The sequence below is a fragment of the Paenibacillus sp. 10L310 genome (assembly GCF_056395745.1).
The window spans coordinates 1-15,964 of record NZ_JBFTKC010000006.1 but is presented as its reverse complement, the minus strand read 5'-3'; the positions used below and the strand labels follow the sequence as shown (position 1 = coordinate 15,964).

Sequence of the window (15,964 nt, the reverse complement as noted above, 5' to 3'; positions counted from 1 at the left end):
CACGACCACACCTCATCGTTTAATTGAGATTCAAGCTGTGTAAGGCAAAAAATCAGTTACAGCTTAGTGCATTACCCAGATTCCACCAGCCAATACGGAGAGAACCGTGATAAACGTTTGATACACCACATCCATAATGAGATTCCCGATACTGTCTCCATCTGCCTTGCGATTTTTAATCATGACATAAGTATGTGACCAAAGACCACTTAATCCGTATATGTACATCGTTACCAATACACCAACCCAAAAGTTCCCTTGGAACCAGATGGCCATAATCCCCATAACTCCAAGCCCTACCTGGGAAAAACCGTATTTAACCTGAAATGGTCCACCAGGCCATCCTAACATTTTGGCTGTCTGATCCGCTCTGGCAATGTTGACAACATAACCAATCACTCCAACCAATCCAAACGTAACCACAAACTGATGAAGCAGCAACACCCTGCTAATCTCGCTCATTTCCCCGGGAAAACCTAACACATATAGGTGTACTCCCCCTGAAATTAGACCTAACAACCATAGAACCAAAAACCACATGCCTGTCCCACTCCCGCCGTTTGTTATTTGGAATCATTTGTAACTAAATGTACAATCTTGTAGTTAAACACATTATATAATCGCTTTTACATTTGTCAATTCATACATAATTTTCTAGTTTGTCGAAGCTTTTGTCATTTTTCTTCTTCTGTACGCAAACAAGAAAACCATATAGTTCCATTTAACTTGAAAATAATAGGAATTTAGCCCTATTATTACATTAAAAGGTTTGAAACCTACTTCTTTTTTAACGCTCCAAAAGAACCACAACTCATTTATTTGACATAGGTGATAGTTCAATTATCATCTGTTTGATCATCTACGATTCCAGAACAACAGCAACTATCCATTAAAATATAATATAAAGGAATTGACATCCAATCGCTTTGTAACTATTATAGTTACAACGGTGGTGATTATCCCATGAGACAAATCAGCAGTCGCTTTTCCATTGCGGTTCATACCCTGTCCCTGATCGCTGTTATGCCCAATGAATGCACCGGAGATGTGATCGCGCAGAGTGTGAATACAAATCCCGTGATTATTCGGCGGATTATGTCCAAGCTGAAACAGGCTGGACTGATTGACGTCAGACCCGGTGTGGGAGGTGCTTCCTTGTTGAAAGATCCAGCCGACATTACCCTTCTTGATGTATATCGAGCGCTTGAGGTCGTGGAGGATGGGGAATTGTTTAACTTTCACAAACATCCGAATCCGAAATGTCCGGTCGGCAACATGATTGAACACACCTTGCGTGCCGAACTCATTGAGGCTCAGACAGCCATGGAACAGCGCTTGAATCGTGTAACCATACAGCAGATGATGGATCAGATTCATGTCTCTGAATAACAAAGCTCATTATGAGCTTTTTTTAACCCTTTCGTTGTAATCACACCTGTTATAACAATTTTGATTACATCCATATGCAAACAAAACACATATCCTAGGAGGAAAAGAAAATGAAAATTTTGGTTACTGGCGCCACAGGTCATTTGGGTTCACTGGTTGTAGAGGCATTGTTGAAAAACAATTCTGCCAAGGATGTGGCAGTAAGTGTACGTAATCCAGAGAAAGCGGAAGCACTCCGCACTCAAGGGGTTGACGTGCGTCATGGTGATTTCGATCAACCGGAGACGTTGGAGAAAGCTTTTGCCGGTGTAGACCGTCTGTTGCTCATCTCAACTGATGGTGACAATGAAACGCGTATTCGCCAACATCAGGCTGCCATTGACGCTGCCAAGAACGCAGGCGTGGGTTTCATCGCTTATACAAGCGTTGTGAATGCAGAGAAAAATACCCTTTCCCTGGCGGAAGTTCACCGCGCTACAGAAAAAGCTATTCGTGAATCCGGCATTCCGTATTCCTTCCTGCGCAATAACTGGTACCTGGAAAATGAAGCAGGCAGTGTGCAAGCAGCTACCCAAGGTGCACCTTGGGTTCATGCCACCAACAACAGCCAAGTAGGCTGGGCTACCCGAAGTGACTACGCCCATGCTGCTGCAGCTGTTCTCGCAGGAGAAGGACATGAGAATACCGTATATGAATTGTCCGGCAAACTACGCACGCAAGCTGAACTGGCTGCCATTGTTGGTGAAGTGCTTGGGCAGGAAATCAACGTGCAAAACGTGGACGATGCCGCTTACGTTGACATCATGAAAGGTGCAGGTCTACCGGACTTTGTCGTATCGATGCTTGTTGATATGCAAAGTGCCATCCGTGAAGGCGCATTGGCTGTAGAGAGTGATACTTTAGAGAAATTGCTTGGCCGTCCGGCTCAGCCACTTAGCGAAGGTATTAAAGCAATTGTAGGCAAGTAAGTTTTGAATATGAGAAAGGGACACACCAACAAATGTTGGATGCGTCCCTTTTTTTGTGTAGCTAACGATCAATACAACGGTATACAACTTGAACGGAAGACTGCACATTCAATCCATTCATTGCGACTGTTGCAATTCGAGATAGGTATTTATGCTTTCCACAACAGTTCATCACTCATTGCTCACCAGTAACTGCTCAAGAATATAACGTGCAGGAATGTGATCGGCCAGCCAGATATTTTCGTTTCCATGATAAAAAAGGATTCCGTCTGTGGCCGCTTGAGCAGCATTGATTTTCAAAATGACAGGCTGATCATCCCGTCTTCGTCCCACCTGATTGGCTGTATCGATGTCTGCGGACAGATGTACATATTGCCTTTGCCGCGGCTGTAAGCCATGTTCCATAATAGAATTTACTGCGCGTGCCGGGGTCCCATGGTACAGGGTTTCCGGTGGCTCAGCAGATATTTTCGATATCTTATGAGGTGTCGAATGTCCATACAATGCCCGGATGCGGCCTGAACGGATTTCATGTCTCTTTTTCTCCGAGGTTTGAATCATCTGCTCCAGATCGGAATGTGTGACTTCCTTCCACTGCGGACTTTCATGCAAAGCCACCAGCAATTGCGAGATCTCCACCCAACCCTCTTCGTCCAGTTCCAGTTCATACTCCCATGGTGCATGTCGCAGAGCGTATGAGAGTTCCTTGCTTAATTTCATCAGATCCAATGCAATCATCTCCCACATCTAATAAAACCGTCTATTTTTGCGATTGAACCGCTGTTAAAATCTCCTGAATGTTACGTTCCAATCCTTCATCGTTTTCCTGATTGAATTGGCGGTGTCCATCAATCCCACGTTGGATAATCGTGTTCATTACCGGATGAACCTCACGATCGGAAGCCACCCGAATCAGATCGTTGGCAAAATCAACCGCCTGCTGTTCACTGTAATTAAACGGTTTAATGAGCATCCGAATGCTCAAGGCATGGGCCTGCGGCTCCGCTAGCTGATCCCGATGAGTGATGCCATACACCGCGCCAAAACCAAAAGCAGCCATGACCTGACGCTCCAGTTCTGTTGTCTGTTCCAAAGGCGTGCCAATCAGCTCACACATTTTGTCCACCATCTGCTCCAGCTCGTTTGCTGCCGCAGCCAGAATTACGTCATTAATATCGTCAGCGTTGATAAATTCAGTCATATTGGTTTTCTCCATTTCTGCACCGTATTTGATCCATTCTCTCAGACTCTATGAGAACATTGTATCGGAGTTGGGGTATTCGTTTCAAATTCATCTACGAATAAAGGCGAAGTGAATGCTCCCGAAGCAGTTTTCTTACAGAAAGTTTTTAGGTCTGCTTCTTCAGTGCACGAAGATCTTTATGTATGCGTGGGGCAACTTGGTAAATGTTCATATGCGTCACTGTTAATACCAACGTGATTCATCGTTTGGCGCAGCTCCGATACAAATTCCATAAAATACACTTCAGGACTACGGCTTCCGGCATAATACTGCAAGTCATAATCGTAATTTAACCTCGAAAATACATCATGCAGATCGTCAACCAGTATCTTTTTCATATCCTCTCTCGTAATAGCTGGGTCCATGCTGCACTCGTTGGCCAGGGTCTGCATTGTCTCCTTGAGCGCCTGCTGATCGTATAACGGGTTAGACAACAGATGTTGCAAATCATACAAGTCTTTAAACCTGGGCCTCACTATCGTTTGATGCAGCTTCCATGCAATTTGGATGGAGAGTGGTACAGTGTAAGGAACGACAAAAGCTTCACCAACCATGGGTTGGTAGGATAGAGTAACAGGCTTCTCATCCAAGTCGAGGTTAAAAGATATATCAAGATGCAGTTCATCCTCATACTCATTTTCATTCCTTGGTTCACTATCAATATAAAAGGCAAGCTCCGTGTTCACCGTAGGAAAATCATCCGCCATCGCGTAGTCTATTCTTCTCCAGAAGGCATTCTCCCGAAAGCTTCGGAATATGATACCGTCATTCAGGTCCATCTCCGTTACCCGGATCATCCAGTCTGTAAATACTGCATTGGCCTGATCCTCAGTCTCAATTCGACCTGTATACAGAAAGTCGATGTCATCCACATAACGAATATTGGGATTCTCCAAATACTGTCTTGTTAATAAGCTTCCTTTTAATATAAATGGACTATTCACTAGAGAAGCGCGTTTTAATAGAGCTTCTAACACAACAATGAATCTCTCATCCTCATTTAGGAGGTGCATTTTTATGTTTTTTTCTGACACTCGTTCTCCTCCTCCATTCATCGTACTCAACATCCAATTAGATCCATCCACGATCCAGTTCTTCCCGGCTGTCATAGATGCACAGTTCATATTGCTGTTTTAACAGTTCGATCTTGTTCGTATGCAAAATGGTATGGATCTCTCCCACTCTACGATAAAAATGTTCTGCACTCTCATATTCACGGACCGTTACGAATCTCACTTTGCCATCTGCATTAAGTGAGTTCCGTGAGATATGTCCGCCCGAATCCGCGCACAGTTGCTTCAATACGGCCACATCATCCACATATACCTTTCCGTGCCATTCGAAATAAGGCTTGGACTGTGCCAGCATCGGCTGATCAAAATACGTTTCTTCCTTAGCCGGAATTTCCACCTTCGTCCGAACAACTGTGAATCCGTTATCCCGAAACTTCGCCCCAACTTCTTCAATAACATTCTTCACTTCTTCGTAATTCGTGCTATGTACAATGCCTGTAATCATTGGCTGATTAATATATTCTCCTTTGTCCAAGACGATCAACACGGGCTTCACGTTCTCTTTATTACAGATGTTGATAAAGGTCTCTTTCTCGTTCTGCTTCAGATCACGCATGGTTACATGATATTCAAATTCCATCAGGTCACTTCCTTACTGATTTTTGTCATCTCTCATTAGACAGATCTCTCTTCTATCTTCTGTTAATTCTCCACTCACATCGCTTAACTCAAATATTTCCACAGATCTTCTATAAGTTTTACAATTCACGTTCAAAACGCACCCCTAATTTCTCTACAAGATACTGACAGTTGGGGCATTCGTTAACATGAACTAGGAGAACTTTATTTACTCAGCAATTCAAAAAATTCTAATATATTGGTCGCGACTTTTTGTGTCACAGGAGAAAACTCCTCTGACTCTTCATGAAACCAAATAACTACAGTAGGCTCTTCTGTTTCTCTAAAATCCAAACAAATAAAATCTCCTGAAAAAAGCGCTGCAATAGGAACTACATTCATTCCCACTAAATCTTCATTATCAGTTAATCTATCACCTATTTGCGTAATAGTAACTTCAATATCATACCATCCATTAATAGGATCAGACTCACTGTCATCCAATATACATAGAAATTTTTCTATTATGTATTCCTGCTGATTCATACTAAACATATTTGTGATTGGTACAGCTCCGTTATGTTCCTTAATAAAGTGCCTATAAGATTCAGGGAATGAAACTCTCAAGCTTCGCTCAACTACATCTAATAAATCATCTCCTGGTAATGGAACAACAATCGTATTAACATCCATTCTCATATGCTTCACTTCCCATTCTCATCTTTTAACACATGCCCCACCACATGGACTTTAACCAGGAAGATCAGAATCCCCTAACAACAACTTCCTTTCGTACACACCATTAGTATAAAACTGGATATGATGCTCTTACTACCATTTGGAAACTCAAAATAACTCGATTCCATTTGAGTGTTGTCGTCATCATTTTGGCATAGGAATCTGAAACAGGCTCTCCTGTATAGGGGTGAACTCCCAGCTCAAACAAGCACACCTTTAGGTAACAGATGTAACAACTATAGCCATTTCATCAAACTATAAAAAACTCACTCCTGACTCATTGTTCGAGTAGGAGTAAGCCTTTTAATTTTTCTCATATGATTGCATTATAGGAAGAACCTATTCTTCTAGCATATCAAGAAAACGATTAACATTATCTGCAATCTTTTCTGTAACTGGGTCATACTCATCTGATTCCTCATTATACCATATACAAACAACTGGATCGATTTTACTTTCAGTATAGTCTAGACAAACGAAATCTCCTGCAAATAGAGCTGCAATTGGTACTAATTCAGCACCTGTCATATCTCCATCAGAGAGTATCCTTTCATCCAATTGACTGAAAACAACCTTAATATCATAAATACCTTTATCATGCTCACTTGGCTTGTTCAATAAACAAAGAAAACGATCAACCACATATCTATTCGATTTAAATTCAAAAAATCGAGTTATTGGAATAGATCCATTGCTTTCCGATATAAAATCTATAAAATTTTTCGGAAACTCGATTTCAAAATTTTCTTCTACACGCTTAATAAATTGCTAGTTGGAAGCGGATAAATTATACTATTATTTTTTATTTTTAACATATTTCACCTCTCAAATTAATGTCTTGGGGCGTCTGCTCATTGTCCCTTTGTTCTTCCTCCATTATGCTTTGCAATATTATGAATACCAAAAAGTACAAGTTGCATCAATCCGCTTTCCTCATTATGGTGACAAATTGTTCTTCTGGTTGTACTTTATTTGGTAATCTAGCGTTCAGCCACTTGAATTGTACAACCTCTGTTGCCTTCAAAAGTTCCTTGGTAATATATCTTCATGCAATACTACACTTCATATCGGAGACTTCAAACCTTTTAATTTCTTCACTTTAACCGTCGGGAAAACCGCTTCGTACTCCTCAATCGCCATGAACAGTGGCTCTAGCTCTGGTGGCAGATTCGCTACATGAACAGGTTTGTTGCTACCCTTCTGTTGCAATAGACCTGCTCGTACGTTGGCCTCCCCGTCCAAAATGAAGCTACCACCCCACCAAGCAACCATTAGTTATTTTCGACACGCAAAAAGCTCTCTAACTCATAAATCAAGTAAGAAAGAGCTTTTGAATGTTAATCAAATGTTTGAATCATTTAATGTTGGGTTCGTTGGATATGGTTGTGCTATACGATTTAATTAGCCTGGTATCAAATTGCAACATCTTGGTATCCTACATCAGCTATTTCTTCATCTAATAAACGCAACCCTAAACCATTCTCTGAATCCCATGTACAACTAAAAAGAACTCCAATGTCACGTTCTTCATTAATGTCTCCATACGGAACAACAATCCCCTCTAAAGTAATCATCTTCATCAGTTGAGTTGTTGTTTCAACTAATGGATAATTCTCATTAAACGCAACATCATAACCCAATTCACTTCTTTTTTGTATGTAATAATCCAAAATAGGTTGTAATAAGTTAAATTGCACTTGTTTCCAATCTTGTATCAATGATTGATATGCCGAATATTGTTTTTCATCAAATCTTCCATCTTCATCTCCATCAATCATCAATGTAATTTCAAGTTCTCCTCCGAATAATTGAAACATAGTCTTCCTAGTCCAACCATAGTTATATTCGAGCCCTCCAAAAACAGGATCATTTTTTATCATTGTGTACTCCCCTCTTTATTGTTTATTAGAAATCCCCCAGGTTCAAACGCTCCTGCATTCATTTCTCCCACACCTCCAAGATGCCCAAAAGTACTATTCATCTTTGTAGGTACTAACTGCATTGCTTTAACATCATTTAATTCGTGCCATGTTAGTTTATTTCCATCTCGATAAATCTTTATATCTTTAGCAGTAATTTCACCAGACTCCATACCAAATTGGCGTGCTATTTCAGGAGAATTATTAAGTTGTTCACCTTTGATCTGATTGAGCAAAATTAAATCTTCTCGCCGCTCCTCCGTATGTGCCCTTTCCACATAACATATACTCAATTTGCACTTATGCTTTAGCTAATGGTGAAAGACCAGGGATCAGACAAATGAAAAAGCCAATTTCGACTTATAACTCAAGTTGAAATTAGCTTTTCTGCATCCGTCATTTTCTAAAGATTAAACTTCATATAAACTATCTAGAAAGCTATCAAAAGAATCAGATATAAGAAACATATTGCTTATCTTTTCAGTAGGTTCTATATCATGAAGGAAAATATATATTTTCCCCGCATACTCTTCGCTAGTTCCCAGACAAATTTGATTTCCTCCAGAATCATCACCTATAGATATAAATTCGTTTGGGATTTCGCCATATAATGAGTCAAACACACTCGATAACTCATCGTAGGATTCATTGATATCTAGCCCATAAAGTGTGTTGAGAGCAGTCTCTCCTTCATCATCTGAAATTTTGAAAACATTTGGCTTTACATTACCACCGTTATACTCAAGCAAAAAATCGCGATATTGAACCGGAAGCACGACATCATATTTTGCTTCAAATTCCTCAATATTTTTTAATTTAATTTTTTCATTTGTGTTATAAATCGTTGCCATGTTTATTCTCCTTTATAATCATTTTTTCCCTTAAATGTAGACTGACCACCTATATGCCTAAAGTCCCTATGGATATCCTTCTGAACAAGAACCATTGTCTTTCCATCTTCATGATGATGCCAAGTGTACCCTGTTGGAGGTTTTTTTAGTTCAGAAACTGGTGGATCAGAATCCTTATTTAGTCCTGCTTCTAAGTTCGCCGTCTTAGAGTCCGCCTGAGGGTTTTTAGTAATAGTAATTTCTATTGTTACTGCTAGTTTAATAGTTGGATGGTAATATGCTGAAAAGTCAGGATACCCATTAGGATAAACAACCGATATTCCACTTTTGTTAATATATGTCCACCTTTATCCTACCATTTTTAGGGACAGGTGAATTCATAGGCTTCGTTTCCATTACTTCTTAAGTCATATCCGACAGTTCTAACTTCTTACCTTTACCCGTCTCCACAGTGCCTTCCGTATTTTCCTTCGGATTGTTTGTATCCTATTCTACCTTTGGTTTCTTCGGTTCGGATGATTTAGACGGTTTCGCATCGACTTGCCGTTTACCTTCGCCTTTTTTTTAGATGGAGATGGCTTCCACGTATTCACTTCATTCGGCGTTTCATTTTTTTCTGGTTTCGTATTCGATTTGGTGCTATTTTTCGGCGTTGTCGGTGCATTAGGTTCATTCATTTTATTTAGAAATCTTTTCTCACAAAAAGACCCATTCCACCTGAATAATACTGATGAAATAGGCCTTATAATTTTAACTTCTAATTTTTGAAATTATTCACGATTATTCCTACGTCTGAGAAACAAATAAACTATCCAAAAGGTCAGTGAAACTTTCTGTGATCAGTCTGATATGTTCTTCCTCTAGAGGAAGTTTCTTTTCAATATAATTGTCATAATCCATATCGAAATGATACACACTCCCTTTATTAGGTCCTTCTACTACAATACAAACTAAATTATTCCTCGGTGTCTCACCTATTGGATAATAAATTCTCGATAAAATATTTGCTTCTGTGTACAGACGATACTTTTGTTCTGAATTATTATTTAAATTATTAGACAAAGGAAAAAACATCAAAATAGAAGACTCTATTTCACCTTCTTTTTGGTCATCATTTGTAGTAAATCTCCTTCTAGTACCAGTTTTTCCACCATTCTTTAACATTAAAAATTTCTTATAATCATCAGGGAAAATCATATTATACTTCTTCTCGACTATCTCAATCTCCTGAAGACTTACAGGAGGATATGAACTTTTAATAATATTTTCATCTATATTCATACTTATCCACCCACCTATTAAGAAAGTCAATAATATTCATCGCTGGCCTCATGTAATGTTTCTAAGAGCTCAGAAAAACTGTTACATACCTCAGTAATGGAGTCCTCACCAAATTCTTCATTGTTAAGAAAAACAACTGAAGGTGAATTTTTACTTTTTCGGTAATCAAAGCAAAGCTGATTGCCAAAAGGATCTGTTCCAAATGGAAATATCTCTTTTGGCATGAAATCACTTATAAATTCATAAACTAAAACAATATTAGGCTCACTTGTAAAGCTTAGTAAATGGTCAAAAACTCCCTCTCCTCCATCATCATAGGAAAATATATTTGGTACAGGATGCCCACCATTATAGTTTTTAACACATTCTCTATAGTCATCAGGAAATTGTATACCATATTTTTTTTCAACCTTATTAATTATATCTTCACTAATATCTCCAACCGTACGTTCCCAAATTATTCCCATTGCTTACTCTCCAATTAGCTTTTATATACCTCCTATAGATGCCCCTTATAGAAAATAATCCATACTTTTAAACATTTATATCGGTCTCCATTTTTTATTTTCATTCCATTGGTCCCATAAAATGATTGATTATATATATATGCTCAATAAATTTAACTTTTTTTAAATTCTCAACTTTCTCTGCTCCACCTAATCCTAAAAGAGGCACATAGCCAAAACATTCATCGTAAGCAGGCTCTCCATATTTTTCAAACGCTTCAAGATAGGGAGACCAGTCAAGAGCTTTATTCAAAAAATATTCATCACTTATGTCCCCAAAAAAGTACTTAAAATTTTTCCCTATAACATTTACTTCATGCTTTCTGAAGTTAAGCGCCATTAAGTATCCATCTTCCCAAATCAATATATCTCCCATTGCTGTTGTAAATAGAGGAATTGCTAATTTTGCTCGACTGTAGGTATCTTGTAATAATTCTAAATACTGATCAGGATTAATAATTTTCAGATATCCATTGGAAAGACTACCCAGTCCATATTCCTTCCATACTTCAATTAGTTCAACAGGAATTCTCGATCTGTATTTCTCGATAATGCTTATAGGTATTTCTTTCTCAAAAACGAAATTCGGAATAGATGGCATACTTCTTTATACCTCCTTTAGCTCTTAAAACATTTCCTGTTTGAATCGTTTAGTGTTCTATCTGCTGGTTGTATTGTACGATCTGTTGTAAATATTTGTGTAACATTAACAGGCCTAAGTATATTGTTTTGTTTATTAAGTTAACAATGCCAAAAAATCTTTAAAAACTTTCCGCCAAAAAATAACTCACTGGATCGAATTCACCAGAATTTGCGTGATCCCAGACACAAACATTAGGAGAATTTCTAGATTCACGAAAATCTAAGCATATAAAGTCACCAGAAAATAGAACAGCTACTGGTAACAAGGAAACTCCTATTAAGTCCTCATCATCAATTAATCTCTCATCAAGTTGAGATTTTGTGGCATCAATATCAAATATTCCAAATCCATTGTCGGTTGGATCTTCAAGAATGCACAAAAATCTAGTAATTAAGTAATTATGACTATTACAACTAAAAGAACATCTTTCTGGAATGCCTCTGTTGTTTATCTTAACAAATTCTTTATAGTCTGAAGGCAATACTACCCTCCAAAAACCTTCTTCTTTTGACAATACCTGATCAGTTGGTAATGGATAGATAATAGATTTTGCTCTCGTTTCCACAATTTTTTTCCTCCCTTATCTCGGTGCATCTGCCCATATTCCGGTTGATCTACCACCATTATGAGTAGTAATGTTGTGTATACCAAAGGGAACTAATTGCATTTTCCCCGGTACTTCTGTGATGCCATGTATAAGGTCCATCGTTAACCGATTTCATTATGTCTTCCGGTAAATTTTATTCAGCCAGTGAAACTGCTCTGTGTCACCTTTTTTCCACAAATCTTTTGGAAGGTAATCTGTGTGCACTAATACACCAGCCCCCTCGAAATCAGCAAAGCCGAAACAAATACCTTCTACTTTCTTTCACTTCAATTTTTGGTATAAGCTTTAATTCCGCAGCTTTATTTCTAATCAGTTTTCTTTGTTTACCTGTTAAATCAGCACCTCCCTGTACACTTTTTCGTAATTTATAAAAATCTATTACAAAACAGATCGACACCATTGGCTCTTTGACCAGGATCGATCTGTTTTATTTATGCCTATATCTACTTTGTTTACATTTCTTTTTCCGATCCCACTTATATACTGTCTTATCAGCGTATCCCGGACCTACTCCAAAAAATAATAACTTTTGAACTGATTAGTCTTCTAAAACCACTTTACGATTACTTTATTTTCTCATCCCAATTTTTGTCCAGTTTATCCAGACTATTTTCACTAATATCCATTGGTTCAACCGTGCTCATTTCTACAAAAACAATTCGAGAACGTGCAGCCCTTCCATAGGTTAACTCTCCATTATGGTATCTTATCCTCCCGCCTCTACTAAACAACTTTATAATTGGAGTATAGAGTCCTTGGAATTCAAGTGCTATCGACTCGTTTTCACCAGATAAATATGCCCATTTCAAATAGCTTTTACAAACTGATTTGACTAACCACTCATCCTTAATTTCGTTTAATTCATCACAGTATCCATATATTTCAATTGGCAACTTTATATCACAGATATCTGCTGCACTAAACACTGCAAGTCTCTTGTTAGGTTCTTGATCTATAAAATCATAAAAATGAGAACCTCTCCTTAAAAACTCATATAATAATATTCCATGTGAAGGTTTGTTAGGTTCTTCATTCTCCCAATTAATGTTTCTTATAATGGTTCTGGCATCTTCAAATATCTGATTCAACTAGCTGCCCTCCTAAAATTTAATTATATTAGTTAAATTATAAGATAGTGTCATCCGAATTAAAATCTGGGAAATACTTTTGCGGAGGAGGTGCAAGATCATGAGCCCCCTCGTTAGGTGTTTTTCCAATCATACCTTCTATTAGATTTTATGATTCAATTTTACGATATGGTACTCATGATTTATAATTTTGAAGCTTAGTTAATACTTCCTTGATTCGTATAGAAAGATCTGATTGCTCAGCTTCTGTTAATTGTTCATCCACTTCATTCATATCGAATTTCTCGAATTCGCTTTTTATTTTCACAAATTCACGGATAAGTAGTTCTGCAAGTGTTGTTTTAACAACAATTTTCTCACTAAGTGTACTCCTACATTCACGATCGAAACGCTCCATTATTTGCTCAACGAGCCCACTCGTATCTTTCATGTCATTAATGATATTCCCAAAGTAATTTTTAACTTCATTCTCCATTTAATAGCAGTACAATCTTGAATATGGAATATATTCCGCATGTATACTTTCGATTCTATCAAGCACCATATCTCTTCGTTCTAATATGTCCTGGTACTCATCCGGAGTCGTTTCAAGTTGCAACTTGTTTAAATCTAAAGAATTTAATCCCTCAACTATCCTCTGTTTTGATTTTATGAATATACTTGAATGTGTTAAATAAATTCTTCCTTCTGCAATTAATATTACTGATTTCTCCCTTTCGCCTCTTTTTTGTATACCGAAGTATGCCTCAGTGGTACAAGCAAGTGCTTCAGCATTTACTCATTCTCTCGCTTTTATAATCAAAATACCTTTCATAAAAAGCACCAAATAAAGCTTCATAATTTCGTTTCATCTGCTTATCTCCTTTATTAAAACTCAACTAATTTGTCACCATTGTGGATTACTTCAATATCAATATTTGGATAATCTTCGTGGAATTTCTTAATAACTCTGCTCACTACTTGTATAAGTATTAATTTCAGTAAATAATTTTATTTTCCCATGGGCTTGTGAAGGATCATTTAATTTATCCAGTCTAGCAGCTAAATCATTTAGGATCTTATATCTGTATCATTATCTCCAAATCTTACACCTCCTCCTCTATCCGGCGCATGAGTAGCCTCATACTTAGGTTTAGGTAGCTTTATTGAATAATCAGCATAGTCTTTTGCCTTGTTATCACGATTCGATCCACTATGTGCATAAAATTCCTTTTTGTTTATACCTTCGATATTCACTTCTGAATATGCAAAATTCAGTTCATCTACAGTAGTGAGTAAATTTAAGAAACGTAATAAAGCTAAGAAAGAAAAAAAGTCAGTTGCGGTAATATACTTGACTCGTTATCTCCTGCTCCTTAATTGGCCGTGCATGGTGCGCATGGATGTTGGAGGTACAAATCAAAAAAACGGTCAATCATGGTAATATCTGACCATAATTGACCCGTTCGAGGTACGATATCGAGATTAACTAAACATCATTATTATTAAGATCAATTCTCTCCAAATTAGAGTCACTTATATCGGTTTCTAGCCTACTGCTATGAAAATCAATCCAATTTTCAAGAACAAAAGCAGCACTACCACAACTCAAAGCCCTGTCGCTATCGAATCTTAGTTTCCCACCTCTTTCAAAAAACTTAATAATTGGTTCATAAATATTTGCTACTTTTAAGACTTCCGATAAGCCTTTTTCAACAACATATGCTGTTTCTAAATAATTTCTACATATTTTATAGTGTATAGGGTTGTTAATGTCAGGCAAACTTTCATCCACAATCCTATCAATTTCTAGCAGCAAATCATTGTTTTCAATATTTAGGACTCTAACTGGACTTCCTATTGGGCTTTGATTAGAAGTATAAGAACTTGTAAAGACAGCAATTCTTCTCAAGTATTCAGCTAACAGAGCTGAATGTGATTCTTTGGGCTTTTCTCCTGTATTCCAGTCTATTTCATTTATTTTTTTCACCGCACTACTAAAAGACAATCTCATATTCATCACCTTTTTTGATTTTATAAAATCTCGAACTTTCCTCCTTATATCCAGGAAATGTTCCAAATTCAGGTTGTGGTACAGCATTATCATGTGCACCAGGAGGCTTTGATTTCCAGGTTTTCGACTCGAAATCCCAAGAACCTGGATGCCTATAGTATTCTTCCCCAGAATCCATTCGGGCTTTTTCATCTAATTCATGTGCTTTTAACTGTTGAAACCATTTTTTCTGATCAGGAGTCAGTTCTCCATCCAGAACTTTGTGATAAGCATATATTACTTCGGGATCAGGTGTTAATCTAGTTTTATAAAAGTATAAACCTTTCTCATCGTAAGCTGGAAGATCATATTTATTAAGAAACAGATGTGATTTTAAATCAATTGCATCCTGTAACTCCAAACCTGTATTCTTAGCAAAATCCTCTATATCTTTCAATCCTGTACTTCTTATTTCTTCAGCTTTCTTTTCAGCAGCAATTTCAATCTTAAATTTAAATTCTTCCTCGGGAGGATCACCATACCTCTTCGTATCTTTTCCCGTCCCCTCAGCCTCTGATTCACTTTTTTGTCTTTCTTCCTCTTCCCTTTTACTTTTCTCCTCCTCTTTTTTCTTTTTATCATCTTTACCTTTTCCTTTTTTCTTAGATGAATCCTGTTTCCACTGATTATGACTGTTGGGAGTCTGATTATCTTTTTTGTTAGCGCTAGATGAGCTTGTTCCTTCACCTTCACTCGACTTTTTCCCTGTACCTGTATTCGATCCTGTAGTATCCGCTTCTCCGGTTGTTTGGGTCTTCTTACTGGTATTCGGAGTTGGATCCTCTATCTTTCCACCACTTGATGATCCTGTTTCTTCATCATCGCCAGGCTTCTTCCCTGTACCTGAACTTGAACCCGTACTATCCGTTTCACCGCTAGATTTGGACTTCTTACTAGTGCTCGGTGTCTGACCCGTTTTCTTGCCACTGCTTGGTGAGTTTGTGCCTTCACCGTCGCCAGACTTCTTCCCTATACCTGGACTCGATGCAGTAGCATCCGTTTCACCTGACGATGAAGACTTCTTACTGCTGCTCGGGGTCTGATTCGGTGCTCGGGGTCTGATTCGGT

At 38.0% G+C, this 15,964-nt stretch carries 25 protein-coding genes and 2 pseudogenes; 2 read left to right on the top strand and 25 right to left on the bottom strand.

Features of this window, described 5'->3' with window-relative positions; translation table 11 throughout:
* Positions 1 to 63: 63 nt before the first annotated feature.
* Entirely contained in the window at positions 64 to 540 is a 477-nt protein-coding gene (locus AC1DE7_RS15515) for a DUF6790 family protein (RefSeq protein ID WP_026080959.1), read from the bottom strand.
* A 423-nt stretch (positions 541 to 963) separates the two neighbouring features.
* Here AC1DE7_RS15515 and AC1DE7_RS15510 point away from each other — a divergent pair, with 423 nt between their 5' ends.
* Entirely contained in the window at positions 964 to 1,389 is a 426-nt protein-coding gene (locus tag AC1DE7_RS15510; protein WP_036668516.1) for an Rrf2 family transcriptional regulator, read from the top strand.
* Positions 1,390 to 1,499: 110 nt separating this feature from the next.
* Positions 1,500 to 2,357: an SDR family oxidoreductase gene (locus AC1DE7_RS15505; protein WP_339283592.1), complete on the top strand. Its 858-nt coding sequence runs from the start codon at positions 1,500 to 1,502 to the stop codon at positions 2,355 to 2,357.
* Between the two features lie 171 nt (positions 2,358 to 2,528).
* Here the strand turns inward: AC1DE7_RS15505 and AC1DE7_RS15500 are convergent, their stop codons facing one another.
* The 24 genes and pseudogenes from AC1DE7_RS15500 to AC1DE7_RS15385 form a co-directional block, all read right to left on the bottom strand.
* The gene (locus AC1DE7_RS15500) at positions 2,529 to 3,104 is read right to left on the bottom strand and encodes an RNA 2'-phosphotransferase (RefSeq protein WP_477534758.1); all 576 of its coding nucleotides are present in this window, start codon (positions 3,102 to 3,104) and stop codon (positions 2,529 to 2,531) included.
* Between the two features lie 13 nt (positions 3,105 to 3,117).
* Positions 3,118 to 3,573 carry an Imm48 family immunity protein gene (gene imm48, locus AC1DE7_RS15495; RefSeq protein ID WP_477534757.1) on the bottom strand — a complete coding sequence of 152 codons (456 nt, stop codon included), beginning with the start codon at positions 3,571 to 3,573 and terminating at the stop codon, positions 3,118 to 3,120.
* A gap of 164 nt (positions 3,574 to 3,737) precedes the next feature.
* On the bottom strand, positions 3,738 to 4,634 hold the full coding sequence (locus AC1DE7_RS15490) for a nucleotidyl transferase AbiEii/AbiGii toxin family protein (protein WP_477534756.1): 897 nt from the start codon (positions 4,632 to 4,634) through the stop codon (positions 3,738 to 3,740).
* A 37-nt stretch (positions 4,635 to 4,671) separates the two neighbouring features.
* Positions 4,672 to 5,253 (bottom strand): hypothetical protein, encoded by a 582-nt coding sequence (locus AC1DE7_RS15485; RefSeq protein ID WP_127545084.1) that lies wholly within the window; start codon positions 5,251 to 5,253, stop codon positions 4,672 to 4,674.
* Between the two features lie 203 nt (positions 5,254 to 5,456).
* The gene (locus AC1DE7_RS15480) at positions 5,457 to 5,930 is read right to left on the bottom strand and encodes an SMI1/KNR4 family protein (RefSeq protein WP_477534755.1); all 474 of its coding nucleotides are present in this window, start codon (positions 5,928 to 5,930) and stop codon (positions 5,457 to 5,459) included.
* A 378-nt stretch (positions 5,931 to 6,308) separates the two neighbouring features.
* On the bottom strand, positions 6,309 to 6,674 hold the full coding sequence (locus AC1DE7_RS15475) for an SMI1/KNR4 family protein (RefSeq protein WP_477534821.1): 366 nt from the start codon (positions 6,672 to 6,674) through the stop codon (positions 6,309 to 6,311).
* Between the two features lie 146 nt (positions 6,675 to 6,820).
* The gene (locus AC1DE7_RS15470; RefSeq protein WP_445253630.1) at positions 6,821 to 6,919 is read right to left on the bottom strand and encodes an HNH endonuclease; all 99 of its coding nucleotides are present in this window, start codon (positions 6,917 to 6,919) and stop codon (positions 6,821 to 6,823) included.
* Between the two features lie 112 nt (positions 6,920 to 7,031).
* Positions 7,032 to 7,241, bottom strand: a complete 210-nt coding sequence (locus AC1DE7_RS15465; protein WP_477534754.1) for a hypothetical protein — start codon at positions 7,239 to 7,241, stop codon at positions 7,032 to 7,034.
* A gap of 140 nt (positions 7,242 to 7,381) precedes the next feature.
* Entirely contained in the window at positions 7,382 to 7,849 is a 468-nt protein-coding gene (locus AC1DE7_RS15460) for a DUF6985 domain-containing protein (RefSeq protein ID WP_253502141.1), read from the bottom strand.
* Positions 7,846 to 8,221 (bottom strand): annotated as a pseudogene (locus AC1DE7_RS15455) (HNH endonuclease); the annotation flags it as partial. The pseudogene AC1DE7_RS15455 and the gene AC1DE7_RS15460, both read right to left, overlap by 4 nt.
* Positions 8,222 to 8,298: 77 nt before the next feature.
* Positions 8,299 to 8,739: an SMI1/KNR4 family protein gene (locus AC1DE7_RS15450; protein WP_339283608.1), complete on the bottom strand. Its 441-nt coding sequence runs from the start codon at positions 8,737 to 8,739 to the stop codon at positions 8,299 to 8,301.
* Between the two features lie 2 nt (positions 8,740 to 8,741).
* Positions 8,742 to 9,002: an HNH endonuclease signature motif containing protein gene (locus AC1DE7_RS15445; RefSeq protein WP_253509243.1), complete on the bottom strand. Its 261-nt coding sequence runs from the start codon at positions 9,000 to 9,002 to the stop codon at positions 8,742 to 8,744.
* A 228-nt stretch (positions 9,003 to 9,230) separates the two neighbouring features.
* Positions 9,231 to 9,416, bottom strand: a complete 186-nt coding sequence (locus AC1DE7_RS15440) for a hypothetical protein (RefSeq protein WP_405157637.1) — start codon at positions 9,414 to 9,416, stop codon at positions 9,231 to 9,233.
* A gap of 109 nt (positions 9,417 to 9,525) precedes the next feature.
* Positions 9,526 to 10,020: an SMI1/KNR4 family protein gene (locus AC1DE7_RS15435; RefSeq protein ID WP_221821899.1), complete on the bottom strand. Its 495-nt coding sequence runs from the start codon at positions 10,018 to 10,020 to the stop codon at positions 9,526 to 9,528.
* A gap of 26 nt (positions 10,021 to 10,046) precedes the next feature.
* Complete coding sequence (locus AC1DE7_RS15430; protein ID WP_253502147.1) at positions 10,047 to 10,487, bottom strand: SMI1/KNR4 family protein; 441 nt, start codon at positions 10,485 to 10,487, stop codon at positions 10,047 to 10,049.
* A gap of 100 nt (positions 10,488 to 10,587) precedes the next feature.
* Positions 10,588 to 11,127, bottom strand: coding sequence for a T6SS immunity protein Tdi1 domain-containing protein (locus AC1DE7_RS15425; protein ID WP_253502149.1), 540 nt, complete (start codon positions 11,125 to 11,127; stop codon positions 10,588 to 10,590).
* Positions 11,128 to 11,287: 160 nt separating this feature from the next.
* The gene (locus AC1DE7_RS15420; protein WP_253502166.1) at positions 11,288 to 11,734 is read right to left on the bottom strand and encodes an SMI1/KNR4 family protein; all 447 of its coding nucleotides are present in this window, start codon (positions 11,732 to 11,734) and stop codon (positions 11,288 to 11,290) included.
* Positions 11,735 to 11,749: 15 nt separating this feature from the next.
* Entirely contained in the window at positions 11,750 to 11,836 is an 87-nt protein-coding gene (locus AC1DE7_RS15415; RefSeq protein WP_253509245.1) for an HNH endonuclease, read from the bottom strand.
* A 503-nt stretch (positions 11,837 to 12,339) separates the two neighbouring features.
* Positions 12,340 to 12,864 (bottom strand): hypothetical protein, encoded by a 525-nt coding sequence (locus tag AC1DE7_RS15410; RefSeq protein WP_253502169.1) that lies wholly within the window; start codon positions 12,862 to 12,864, stop codon positions 12,340 to 12,342.
* A gap of 175 nt (positions 12,865 to 13,039) precedes the next feature.
* Positions 13,040 to 13,339 (bottom strand): Imm3 family immunity protein, encoded by a 300-nt coding sequence (locus AC1DE7_RS15405; protein WP_221821893.1) that lies wholly within the window; start codon positions 13,337 to 13,339, stop codon positions 13,040 to 13,042.
* Positions 13,340 to 13,627 (bottom strand): annotated as a pseudogene (locus tag AC1DE7_RS15400) (Imm3 family immunity protein); the annotation flags it as partial.
* A gap of 287 nt (positions 13,628 to 13,914) precedes the next feature.
* Positions 13,915 to 14,100 carry a hypothetical protein gene (locus AC1DE7_RS15395; protein WP_477534753.1) on the bottom strand — a complete coding sequence of 62 codons (186 nt, stop codon included), beginning with the start codon at positions 14,098 to 14,100 and terminating at the stop codon, positions 13,915 to 13,917.
* Positions 14,101 to 14,332: 232 nt separating this feature from the next.
* Positions 14,333 to 14,833 (bottom strand): hypothetical protein, encoded by a 501-nt coding sequence (locus AC1DE7_RS15390; protein ID WP_477534752.1) that lies wholly within the window; start codon positions 14,831 to 14,833, stop codon positions 14,333 to 14,335.
* 7 nt (positions 14,834 to 14,840) lie between these two features.
* Positions 14,841 to 15,964 (bottom strand): hypothetical protein (locus tag AC1DE7_RS15385; RefSeq protein WP_477534751.1); only part of this gene is annotated, 1,124 nt, incomplete at its 5' end.